Here is a 12,121-nt window from a genome sequence, read left to right as displayed (position 1 = left end):
CCGACAGATTCCCAACCTGCCGCTCAGCTTGTAACCAAATTTGCCAAGGGGGCAAACTTACTAGAGCCGAACATTTCCATTTTCGTTCCAAGACGTTGCCCATTGGCAACGCCACAAAAAAGCCTGTTTCAGGACCCGGCGATCCTGAGGATGTCGTTATACGTCGCAAACACCATCAACATCAGGACCAGACCCAGCCCGATTCGGAAACCCACCTCCTGAGTCCGCTCCGACAGCGGGCGTCCCCGCAGCGCCTCCGCGCTGTAGAAAAGCAGGTGTCCGCCATCCAAAAGCGGGATCGGAAACAGGTTCAGCAGGCCGATCGAGACCGACAGGATGGCGCAAAGATTGATCACGAACTGGAACCCGGCGCTCGCGGCCTGCCCCGACAGCTTCGCGATTCCAATGACGCCGCTCACCTCGGCCGGATTGCCGGTTCCAACGAACAGCGAGCCCAGGAACTTGAACGTGCTGGAAATGATGTACCAAACCTGCTCGACGCCGATCTTGAGGGCCTCCAGCACGCCGACCGAGGCGCTGGTCGCTTCGCCGACCTGAGCCTTGTGCTCAATTCCGAGCACGCCGATTCGGTGGGCATTGCCGAAGGGGTCCTTGACCTCCCGGAGCGCCGGCGTCGCCTTGAGCGCGACAATCGCACCATCGCGCTTCACCTTGAATCCAAGCTCTGAACCAGCATTCGAAGCTACAATCCGCTGCATGTCGGCGAAGCTCTGGATCGCGCTGCCGTCGATATCCACGACGACATCGCCGACCTTGAAGCCGGCGTTCGCGGCGACGCTTTCGGCCACCAGGCCGTCGACCCGGGCAATCGTGCTCGGCTTGCCGTAGTAGAGCGCCATGCCCGCGAAAATCAGGGCGCCGAGAATGAAGTTCGCCACCGGGCCGGCCGCAACGATGGCGGTGCGCTTTCCGACCGATTTGTGATGGAAGCTGCCTTCACGCTCTTCCGCCGTCATGGCGGCGAACGCCTCGGTGGACGGCGTCGAAGCCTCGCTCTCGTCGCCGAAGAATTTGACGTAACCGCCGAGCGGAATCGCCGAGATCTTCCAGCGCGTGCCATGCCGGTCGTTGAAGCCGGCGAGCTCCGGCCCGAAGCCCAGCGAGAACGTCAACACCTTCACGCCGGCCCAGCGCGCGACCAGGAAGTGGCCGAGCTCATGGAAGAAGACGACAATGGTCAGGACAAAGAGGAAGGGAACGATGGTACCGAGAAGCCCATGACTCAACGCATTGATACTATGAATAAAATACTCGGGCATTCGATTTTCCCTCGACAAGAGCCAAAGGCTCCGTCCCCAACCCTCTAGGTTGCCTTTAAGGCAATTTGAGGCAATAGGGCGGCAGCTTTATTTCGCGCGATATGGTCAACGGAAATCGCATCATCCGCCGAGTGCAGTGGTGGCTGATTCCCTGACTTGATCCAATCGTTCATCGTCGCCTCGACCAGCCGGGCGATCGCGCCGAACTTGATCTTGCCGGCGATAAACGCGGCGACCGCGATCTCGTTCGCAGCGTTGTAGACCGTCGTCGCGCCGTGCCCCATCCGCAACGCCTCGTAGGCCAGCCGCAGCCCCGGGAAGCGCTCAAAATCCGGCGCCTCAAAGGTGAGCTGTCCGATCTTGGCGAGGTCGAGCTTGGCGGACGGGCCGACGACGCGGTCGGGCCAGCCGAGGCAATGCGCGATCGGGATCCGCATATCGGGCGTGCCGAGTTGGGCGACCACTGAGCGATCGGAGAACTCGACCATGCCGTGGATGATCGACTGCGGGTGCACCAGCACGTCGATTTCGTCGGGCGTCAAAGCGAACAGATAGGACGCCTCGATCACCTCGAGACCCTTGTTCATCATCGAGGCGGAATCGATCGTGATCTTCTGCCCCATGCTCCAATTGGGATGCTTCAGAGCCTGTTCCAGCGTCGCCTGCTCGATGTCGGCGGGCGCCCAGGTGCGGAACGGCCCGCCGGACGCGGTGATGATCACCCGCGTCAGTTCCTCGCGGTTGCCGGAAGCCAGCGCCTGGAATAGCGCATTGTGCTCGGAGTCCGCCGGCAGGATGCAGGCGCCGGCCTTCCTGGCCCGCTCCATGAAGATATCGCCGGCGCAGACCAAACATTCCTTGTTGGCCAGCGCGACGGTGGCGCCACGATCGACCGCGGCAAGCGCGGGCTTCAGCCCGGCCGCGCCGCTGACCGCCGCCATCACCCAATCGGCCGGCCGCGCGGCCGCTTCGATAATCGCGCTCTCCCCGGCCCCGCATTCGGTCCGGGTTCCGGCCAGCGCGTCCTTCAGTTCCGAAAGCTTCGCCGGATCGGCAATGGCTGCGAACCGCGCGCCGAATTCCTTGGCCAGTTTGGCGAGGCCCTCGACATTGCTGTTCGCGGTCAGCGCCTCGACCCGGTAGCGGTCGCGCGCGCCACGCAGCAGGTCCATAGTGCTGTCGCCGATCGAGCCGGTGGCACCGAGGACGGTTACGGTGCGCGCGGCGGATGCCGCCGCGGCCTTGTTGTTACGCAACGGAACTGCGCTCATCTCATCACCAAACCATAAGACCGCGCCCGACGCCATCGGCGCCACCACGGAGAAAGCCGAAAATCGCCGCCACAATGACGGCCGCGACAAATCCGTCCAGGCGGTCCAGGAGGCCGCCGTGACCGGGAATGATGTGACTCGAATCCTTCACGCCGAACCGCCGCTTCACCGCGGATTCGAAGAGATCGCCAAGTTGCGAGACCACCGACAACACGGCGCCGAGCATCAAGAGCGGACCGGTCGAGCCGATCTCAAGGGCGGCAAAGCCGGCAGCGACCAGCAGGCTCGCCACGAAGCCGCCAACCGCGCCCGCCCATGTCTTCTTCGGGCTGACCCGCACCCAGAGCTTCGGCCCGCCGATGCTGCGGCCCGCGAAATAGCCGCCGATATCGGTGACCCACACGATCAGCAACACGAACATCAGCGCGGCAAAGCCCTTCGCCGTGTCGAGGCGCAGCAGGACCGATGCGACCTCGGCCCCTGCCGCATAGAGTAATCCCGCAATGGCCCAGTTGCGCAGCGCGCCGGACGTCAGCGCCACAACAACCGCACCGACGGCGAGCACGATCAGGGCCGCATCGATACGGCGGGCCATCAGGCATAGTCCGGCGAGCAGCAACGCGACCACGCCGGGCACCACGACACGGAGTCCGCGTCCGAGTCCGGTGACACCAAGCCATTCCGCGAACAATCCGGCCGCCGCCAATGTCACGAGGAGCGACCAGGCGACGCCGCCCATATAGGCCAGTGCAATCGCAACCGGCGCCAGCACCAGCGCAGCGGCCACGCGCATCACGAGATTGCGCGAACCCTGCTCGCTTGCGGCCGCCGGCGCGGCTTCGTCCTCGGTCACGATCCGGTTTTCGCAGCGAGCCCGCCGAACCGGCGCTCGCGCTTGCCGTATTCCGCAATCGCGCCTTCGAGCGCCGCCTTGTCGAAATCCGGCCAGTGAATCGGCACGAACACGAGTTCGCTATAGGCGGCCTGCCACATCAGGAAGTTGGACAGACGCTGCTCGCCACTGGTGCGGATAATCAGATCCGGATCCGGAATGTCGGGCGCATCGAGATATTGCCCGAGCGTGTCGGCATCGATGGAGTTGGCGTCGCGCCTGCCTTCGGCAACCTCGCGCGCGAGGCGCCTCGCCGCGGCGGCGATCTCCGCCCGCGAACCATAGTTGAAGGCGACCACAAGGTTGAGCTTGACGTTGTTCTTCGTCAGCTCCTCTGCCTCGTTGAGCAGCGCGCAGATGTCGGCGTCAAGCCCGTCACGCTCGCCGATCACGCGCACCCGCACCCCGTCACGATGCAGCGTCGCCAGATCGTTGCGGATGAAGCGGCGCAACAGGCCGAACAGATCGCCAATCTCGCTCGCGGGCCGCGACCAGTTTTCCGAGCTGAAAGAAAAAATGGTGAGATAGACGATGCCGAGTTCATGGGCCGCGCGCACCACGCGGCGCAGCGCTTCGACGCCGCGGCGATGGCCCTCGACGCGCGGCAGGCCGCGCGAAGCGGCCCAGCGCCCGTTGCCGTCCATGATGATGGCCACATGCAACGGACTGCCGGAGCGATCCGGTCCGTCAGTTGCTGGGGCGGCGGCGTTCGACATCGGCTCGTTCCCGTAGCGCCTTCAGACCGTCAGGATTTCCTTTTCCTTGGCGGCAAGCAGCTGATCGACTTCGGCGATCACGCCGTCGGTCGCCTTCTGGACCTCGTTCGACAGGCGCTCCTGATCGTCCTCGGAGATCTCGTGATTCTTCTCGAGCTTCTTGATCACGTCGAGGCCGTCGCGGCGCACGTGGCGTACCGCGACCTTGGCCGCTTCCGCATATTTGTGCGCGACCTTGACGAGCTCCTTGCGGCGCTCCTCGTTGAGTTCGGGAATCCGCAAGCGCAGCACCTGCCCTTCGGTCGCCGGCGACAGGCCGAGGTTGGAGTCGACGATTGCCTTCTCCACGGCCTTGACCATCGTCTTGTCCCAGACCTGCACCGAGAGCAGGCGCGGCTCGGGCACGCTGATGGTGGCAACCTGGTTGAGCGGCATATGCGAGCCGTAAGCCTCGACCTGGACCGGCTCCAACATAGAGGCCGCGGCACGGCCGGTGCGCAGGCCGCCGAGCTCGTGCTTGAGCGATTGCGTGGCGCCCTGCATGCGGCGCTTCACGTCGTTGATGTCAAAACCAGCTGCGGCCATGACGTTTCTCCCTTTCACAAGAAACCGGCTGTCGACGCCCTCGGGTCCAAAATCTGGACCCGGAGGCGCGGCAATCAGCCGGCGACGACGGTGCCGTGTCCGGTACCGCGCAGAATCGCACCGATCGAACCGGGCTCCGCGATAGAGAACACGATGATAGGCAGCGACGTCTCGCGGGCAAGTGCGAAAGCGGTCGCGTCCATGACCTTGTAGCCGCCCTCGATCGCCTGCGAATGGGTTAGGCGGTCGAAGCGCTTGGCTTTGGGGTCCTTCTTCGGATCGGCGCTGTAGACGCCGTCGACATTGGTGGCCTTCAGCACCGCCTGCGCACCGATTTCGGCCGCGCGGAGCACGGCGGTGGTGTCGGTCGTGAAGAACGGGTTGCCGGTTCCACCGCCGAGCAGGACGATGCGTCCCTCGGCGAGATATTTGTGCGTTGCACTACGGGTGAACAGCTCGGAAATCTCCGGCATCACGAATGCCGACAAGGTCCGCGCCGGGGTTCCCTTGCGCTCGATCGCCGCCTCCAGCGCGAGGCAGTTCATCATGGTGGCAAGCATGCCCATGGTGTCGCCGGTCGGCCGGGAGACGCCGCGCGAGGACACCTCGACGCCACGGACGATGTTGCCGCCGCCGATCACAACGGCGACCTCGATACCGAGCTTGCGGGCCGCGATCAGGTCGTCGGCGATGCGATCGACCGTCGGTTGATCGATACCGAACCCGTGAGAGCCGGCCAGATATTCGCCGGACAGCTTGATCACCACGCGACGATAGATCGGCTCAGCCATGATGCGATCGCTTTCTTATCCCGCGCAGGCAGGCCTCCGGCGCAGAGCGCCGGACGCCCTGGTGTCAGCGGTTACTTCTTGCCGCTGGCGGCCGCGACTTCGGCGGCGAAGTCACTTTCCTGCTTCTCGATTCCCTCACCGAGAGCATAGTTCACAAAGCCAGCGATTTTGATTGGCCCGCCGACCTTACCCTCAGCTTCCTTCACCGCCTGGGCAACCGACTTGCCGCTATCGTGGATGAAGGCCTGATCGAGCAGGCAGACCTCCTTGTAGTAGGTCTTCAGGCCGGAATCGACGATCTTCTCGATGACGTTCTCCGGCTTGCCCTGCTGGCGGTACTTGTCGGCCAGCACGTCCTTCTCGCGCTTGACGGTCTCCGGATCGAGCCCGGCCGGGTCGAGCGCCAGCGGCTTCGCCGCCGCGACGTGCATGGCGAGCTGGCGGCCGAGCACCGCGAGCTCGTCGGTCTTGCCGGCGGACTCCAGCGCCACGATCACGCCGATCTTGCCGGCGCCCTCGACGACCGCGTTATGGACATAGCTCGACACCACGCCCTTGCTCACCTCGAGCGAGGCGGCGCGGCGCAGCGTCATGTTCTCGCCGATGGTCGCGATCGCGTCGGAGATCGCGGTCTCGACGGTGACGTCGCCGACCTTGGCCGCCTTGATCTTCTCGACGTCAGCGCCGTTGTGCAGCGCGACCTGGGCGATCATCTTGACCAGGCCCTGGAACTGCTCATTGCGCGCAACGAAGTCGGTCTCCGAGTTGACCTCGACCAGCACGCCCTTGGTGCCGGAAGTCAGCGCGCCGATCAGGCCCTCGGCCGCGACGCGGCCGGCCTTCTTGGCGGCCTTGGAGAGGCCCTTCTTGCGCAGCCAATCCTGCGCTTCCTGCATGTCGCCGTTGTTCTCGGTCAGCGCCGCCTTGCAATCCATCATGCCCGCGCCAGTCGACTCGCGGAGCTCCTTGACCATCGCTGCTGTGATCGTTGCCATCGTTCAATGTCCTTCTTGCCTGTACAGAAACCGCGGCGCCCGATGGCGCCGCTATCTGCGACAGGGAGATCGTTGTTCGTGGAATAGAAGCGGCGGCCGGGCGAGACCCGGCCACGCCGCGTAGCCTTTATTCCGCTTCGGCGAGCGTCTTGGCCTGGGCGACCCAGGCGTCGGCACGGCTCGGCAGACCGACTTCTTCGCCGATCTTGTGCGCGGTGTCGTGGTCGAGCTCGGCGAGCTGCCAGTAGTGGAAGATGCCGAGGTCGTTGAGCTTCTTCTCGATCGCACCGGACACGCCGGTGAGCTTCTTGAGGTTGTCGGCGGTGCCGCGCGGGCCGGCGAGGCCCTGGAAGCCGGACGGCGCAGCCGCCGGAAGGTCTTCCTGCACGGGCGTCGCCGACGCGCCGATGTCGATTCCGGAATCGCCCTGAGCGCGCGAGATGCCGTCGATGGCGGCGCGCGCCACGAGATCGCAATACAGCGAGATCGCGCGGCCGGCGTCGTCATTGCCCGGCACCACATAGGTGATGCCCTTCGGGTCCGAATTGGTGTCGACGATCGCCGCGACCGGGATGTTGAGCCGCTGGGCTTCCTGGATCGCGATGTCTTCCTTGTTGGTGTCGATCACGAAGATCATGTCGGGAAGACCGCCCATGTCCTTGATGCCGCCGAGCGAACGGTCGAGCTTGTCGCGCTCGCGCTGCAGCGTCAGCCGCTCCTTCTTGGTGTAGGAGTTGGCTTCGCCCGACGACAGCACGTCGTCGAGATGACGCAGGCGCTTGATCGAGGCCGAGATCGTCTTCCAGTTGGTCAGCGTGCCGCCGAGCCAGCGCGAGTTGACGAAGTACTGCGCCGAACGCTTGGCAGCGTCGGCAACGCCGTCCTGGGCCGAGCGCTTGGTGCCGACGAACAGGATGCGGCCGCCCTTGGCGACGGTATCGCTGACCGCCTGCAGGGCACGGTGCAGCATCGGCACGGTCTGCGCGAGGTCGATGATGTGGATGTTGTTGCGGGCGCCGAAGATGTAATCCTGCATCTTCGGATTCCAGCGGTGGGCCTGGTGGCCAAAGTGAACGCCAGCTTCAAGCAACTGACGCATAGAAAAATCGGGTAGCGACATAGTGATAATTCTCCGGTTGGTTCCTCCGGAAACGTGTGAGCAGACGCGCCTTATGGCCCGGCTGCCACCGGACGGCCTTTTGAGCCATGTTTCCGTGTGAGATGGCGCGCTGTATAGCGCGATTTGCGCCAGAAGCAAGGAAATACGGCCGGTTGCACCGGCCGGACGGCCCAAAATCGTGCCGAAACGGCCCTGTTTGGCGGCCCGGAGGCCCCCTTTACAGCGTCTGCACGTCGACCACGCCCGCCACCGCCTTGATCGCGCCGGCTATCTGCGGCGAGACCTTGTAGCGGCCGGGCAACTTCATCTCCACCTCGGTCTCGAGGTCCAGCATCATCACCAGCGAGACGTCGCCATCGGCCCCCGCCGCCGGTGGCGGCGCGGCGGCCGGCTTCACGGCCGGTGCCTTTGCGGCGCCGCCCGGGGCGGGCGCGGCTTCCGGCATGTTGAGCCGGCGGGCGATCGACTCCAGCGGCTTGGTGTCGCGCACGAATATCCGCAGGCCCTTCTGCGTCTTGGCCGCGGCGTGATCCAGCGGCTCGGCGTGCAGCACCCTCGCCCGCACGTCCTCGCCCTGCAATTCGGCGCCGAGCTGCAACAGCACGGCCGCGCCCGGCTCGAGCACGTCGCGGTATTGCGCAAGGCCCTCCGAGAACAGCACCGCTTCGAAATGGCCGGTCGGGTCCGACAGGCCCATGATGCCCATCTTGTTGCCGGTCTTGGTGCGCCGCTCCATGCGCGACACCACGGTTGCCGCGACCTTGCCCGCCGTGGCGCCGGTCTTCACCGCGCGCGAGAATTCCGCCCAGGACTGCACGCGCAGCCGCTTCAGCGCGGTCGCGTAGTCGTCGAGCGGATGGCCCGACAGGAAGAAGCCGATGGCGTCGTATTCGCGCCGCAGCCGGTCCGCGGGCAGCCACGGCTCGATCTGCGGCAGCATAATGCTCGGCGCATCCGCCGCGCCGCCGAACATGTCGTTCTGACCCGAGGTCGCCGCCTCATGGCTGCGCTGGCAGGCGGCGAGGATCGCATCGGCGCCGGCGAAGACGCGCGCGCGGTTCGGCTCCAGCGTGTCGAAGGCGCCGGCCGCCGCAAGGCTCTCGATGATCCGCTTGTTGACGGCGCGCGGGCTCACCCGCGCGGCGAAATCGGCGAGCGAGGTGAAGGCGCCCTTCTTGTTGCGCTCCTCGATGATCTGCTCGACCGCCTGGATGCCGACGCCCTTCAGCGCCGCGAGCGCGTAGTAGATCGTGTTGTCGCTGACCTCAAAGGTCGCGCCGGAGCGATTGATGTTGGGCGCCTCGACCTTGATGCCGAGCCGCTGCGCCTCGGAACGGAATTCGGACAGCTTGTCGGTGTTGTTGAGTTCGAGCGTCATCGACGCCGCGAGGAACTCGACCGGGTAATGCGCCTTCATATAGGCGGTGTGGTACGACACCAGCGCATAGGCCGCCGCGTGGCTCTTGTTGAAGCCGTAGTCGGCGAACTTGGCGAGCAGCTCGAAGATCGTCTCGGCCTGGCCCTTCGCCACGCCGTTCTTCATCGCACCGTCGACGAAGATGTCGCGCTGCTTGTCCATCTCGGCGCGGATCTTCTTGCCCATCGCGCGGCGCAGCAGGTCGGCCTGGCCGAGCGAGTAGCCAGCCATCTGCTGCGCGATCTGCATCACCTGTTCCTGATAGATGATGACGCCGAAGGTCTCCTTCAGAATCGGCTCCAGGATCGGATGCAGATATTCCGATTCCTCGTCGCCGTGCTTGCGCGCGCAATAGGTCGGGATGTTCGCCATCGGGCCCGGGCGATACAGCGCCACCAGCGCGATGATGTCCTCGAAGCGGTCCGGCCGCATGTCGATCAGCGCGCGCCGCATGCCCTGGCTTTCCACCTGGAACACGCCGACGACATCGCCCCGCGCCAGCATCTGATAGCTTGGCGCATCGTCGATCGGGAGCGTCGCGAGATCGACATGAACGTTGCGCTGCTTGAGCAGCTTCACCGCGACGTCGAGCACGGTCAGCGTCTTCAGGCCGAGGAAGTCGAATTTCACGAGGCCCGCCGGCTCGACCCATTTCATGTTGAACTGGGTGACTGGCATGTCGGATTTCGGATCGCGGTAGAGCGGCACCAGCTCGCTCAGCGGCCGGTCGCCGATCACGATACCGGCGGCGTGGGTCGAAGCGTGGCGCGTCAGGCCTTCGAGGCGCTGCGCGATATCGAACGCACGCGCGACCACCGGATCCTCGTCGCGGAACGCCTGCAGCTTCGGCTCGCCCTCGATCGCCTGCGCCAGCGTCACGGGTGCAGCGGGATTCTGCGGCACCAGCTTGGTCAGCTTGTCGACCTGCCCATAGGGCATCTGCAGCACGCGCCCGACGTCGCGCAGCACGCCGCGCGCCTGCAGCGTACCGAAGGTGATGATCTGCGCCACCTGGTCGCGGCCGTAGCGCTCCTGCACGTACTGGATCACCTCGCCGCGGCGGTCCTGGCAGAAGTCGATGTCGAAGTCCGGCATCGAGACGCGTTCGGGATTGAGGAAGCGCTCGAACAGCAGCGCAAACCGCATCGGATCGAGGTCGGTGATGGTAAGCACCCAGGCGACCAGCGAGCCCGCGCCGGAGCCGCGGCCCGGTCCGACCGGAATGCCCTGCGCCTTCGCCCATTTGATGAAGTCGGAGACGATCAGGAAGTAGCCCGCGTATTTCATGCGGGTGATGACGTCGAGCTCGAAGGCAAGCCGCTTGCTGTAGTCCTCTTCGGTCATTCCCGGCGAGAGACCGTGTACCCGCAGGCGATTCGCGAGCCCCTCCTCGGCCTGGCGCTTCAACTCGGCGGCCTCGTCGGCGGCGGCATCGGCGCTGGCGGCGGCACCCACCGTGAAGAACGGCAGGATCGGCTTGCGGGTCTTCGGCCGGAACGAGCAGCGCTCGGCGATCTCCACCGTCGAGGCCAGCGCCTCCGGGATGTCGGCGAACAGCACCGCCATTTCCGCGCGGGTCTTGAAGCGGTGATCCGGGGTCAGTTGCTCGCGGTTGGTCTCGGCAATCAGATGGCCGCCGGCGATGCAGAGCAGCGCGTCATGCGATTCGTAGTCGTCATTGCTGGCAAAATACGGCTCGTTGGTCGCCACCAGCGGCAGGCCCTTGCTGTAGGCGAGATCGATCAGGCCGCCTTCGGTGCGGCGTTCCTTGTCGGCGCCGTGGCGCTGCAATTCGATGTAGAGGCGATCGCCGAATAGGCCGGCCAGGCGTTCGCAGCGGGTGATCGCCAGCGCCGCCTGCTCGGCCCGGAGCGCCAGCGCGATCGGCCCGTCCGGGCCGCCGGTCAGCGCAATCAGGTCTTCGGCGTCGTCGGTGAGCCAATCGAACTTGATGTGCGGGGTCTGGTTGACCGGCGTCTCCAGGAACGCCCGCGAGTTCAGCCGCATCAGGCTGCGGTAGCCGCGCTCGCGCGCCGCCAGCAGCACGATTCGCGCCGGGCCCGTCGTCGCAAGGATGCTGCGCGTATTCGGATCGACGTCGCCGAAATCCACCGCCAGCTCGCAGCCGACGATCGGCTGGATGCCGTAGCCGGCCATCTTGTCGGAGAATTCCAGCGCGCCGAACATGTTGTCGGTATCGGTCAGCGCCAGCGCCGGCTGGCGGTCGGCCTTCGCGAGTTCGCCCAGCTTGGCGATCTTGATCGAGCCCTTCAGCAGCGAATAAGCGGAATGAACGTGAAGGTGAACGAATCCGGCATTCGGCATGGCTGCTTACGGAATCTCTTGAGTCAGGGATGGAGCGAGCGCCAGGGCCGGAACTCGAAAGTGTCAGACCCGACTCGCAATCCCATCGTGGGGCCTGACCCCTGCCAAGTCCACGCCGAACGCGGCGTGGCGGCAAGTCCTCCTGCTTTTCCCCAGGGGCAGACCATGCCGCCGGCGATGCCCCTGTCCCCGCGGGCGCATTTTCAGAATTGGGTGATCAGCTGGGCCCACACCGCGATCATCCCGACGAACAGCGTGATCGATGCCAGCGCTGCAGCTTCCTGTACGAAAATCTTCAACATGGCCGCTCTCCCTGAACTGGAACGTATGCAGAACATTGTTCCTTTTTTGTTCTAGGAGTCAAGCAACGCCGGCGACCCGGTTCGAGAAGTGACCTCCGTGGTTAATTCCCGGCCGGCCGACGTCTCGGCGCCATCAATGATCCGATGACGAGCGTGTCTTGAGGCTCCGGGGAGCTAGCTACCACAACAGCCCCCCGCCTGCTTGGGCGGGCACGGGACCGTTCCGTATGAGCAAAACACGCAGCAATCTCCTGCTTTCGGTTTCAGGCGAGTGCCGCAGCCCATGCAATCGTAGAAGAACTGGCAGGCGTCGGTCGGCATCGTCTCGATGGAGACATGGCCGCAGGATGGGCACGTCAGTTGGGAGGTCAGCTGCAGGTCCGTCATGCCGGGAATATGCGGCGATGACCGTTCGGTCGGAAGGCCT

General features: G+C 65.1%; 10 protein-coding genes. All 10 read right to left on the bottom strand.

The window, feature by feature from the left end; genetic code table 11:
- Nucleotides 1–128 precede the first annotated feature (128 nt).
- Nucleotides 129–1,280: an RIP metalloprotease RseP gene (rseP, locus tag ACVIYL_RS31350; RefSeq protein WP_253608476.1), complete on the bottom strand. Its 1,152-nt coding sequence runs from the start codon at nt 1,278–1,280 to the stop codon at nt 129–131.
- Between the two features lie 44 nt (nt 1,281–1,324).
- Complete coding sequence (gene dxr / locus ACVIYL_RS31345) at nt 1,325–2,551, bottom strand: 1-deoxy-D-xylulose-5-phosphate reductoisomerase (protein WP_253608475.1); 1,227 nt, start codon at nt 2,549–2,551, stop codon at nt 1,325–1,327.
- 4 nt (nt 2,552–2,555) lie between these two features.
- Nucleotides 2,556–3,404: a phosphatidate cytidylyltransferase gene (locus tag ACVIYL_RS31340; RefSeq protein ID WP_253608474.1), complete on the bottom strand. Its 849-nt coding sequence runs from the start codon at nt 3,402–3,404 to the stop codon at nt 2,556–2,558.
- Nucleotides 3,401–4,159, bottom strand: a complete 759-nt coding sequence (locus tag ACVIYL_RS31335; RefSeq protein ID WP_253608473.1) for an isoprenyl transferase — start codon at nt 4,157–4,159, stop codon at nt 3,401–3,403. Before ACVIYL_RS31335 ends, ACVIYL_RS31340 begins: the two co-directional genes overlap by 4 nt.
- Nucleotides 4,160–4,180: 21 nt before the next feature.
- Entirely contained in the window at nt 4,181–4,744 is a 564-nt protein-coding gene (frr, locus tag ACVIYL_RS31330; protein WP_028334007.1) for a ribosome recycling factor, read from the bottom strand.
- Nucleotides 4,745–4,818: 74 nt separating this feature from the next.
- Nucleotides 4,819–5,535 (bottom strand): UMP kinase, encoded by a 717-nt coding sequence (gene pyrH, locus ACVIYL_RS31325; RefSeq protein WP_028334006.1) that lies wholly within the window; start codon nt 5,533–5,535, stop codon nt 4,819–4,821.
- A gap of 71 nt (nt 5,536–5,606) precedes the next feature.
- Entirely contained in the window at nt 5,607–6,530 is a 924-nt protein-coding gene (gene tsf / locus ACVIYL_RS31320) for a translation elongation factor Ts (protein WP_057016494.1), read from the bottom strand.
- Between the two features lie 127 nt (nt 6,531–6,657).
- On the bottom strand, nt 6,658–7,650 hold the full coding sequence (locus ACVIYL_RS31315; protein ID WP_057016493.1) for a 30S ribosomal protein S2: 993 nt from the start codon (nt 7,648–7,650) through the stop codon (nt 6,658–6,660).
- 217 nt (nt 7,651–7,867) lie between these two features.
- Nucleotides 7,868–11,392 carry a DNA polymerase III subunit alpha gene (dnaE, locus tag ACVIYL_RS31310; protein WP_253608472.1) on the bottom strand — a complete coding sequence of 1,175 codons (3,525 nt, stop codon included), beginning with the start codon at nt 11,390–11,392 and terminating at the stop codon, nt 7,868–7,870.
- 476 nt (nt 11,393–11,868) lie between these two features.
- On the bottom strand, nt 11,869–12,081 hold the full coding sequence (locus tag ACVIYL_RS31305) for a GDCCVxC domain-containing (seleno)protein (RefSeq protein WP_375167083.1): 213 nt from the start codon (nt 12,079–12,081) through the stop codon (nt 11,869–11,871).
- Between the last annotated feature and the right edge of the window lie 40 nt (nt 12,082–12,121).

The sequence above is a fragment of the Bradyrhizobium sp. USDA 3315 genome (genome assembly GCF_054056795.1).
The sequence above is the reverse complement of the archived record's forward strand: the minus strand, read 5'-3'. Positions and strand labels throughout refer to the sequence as shown.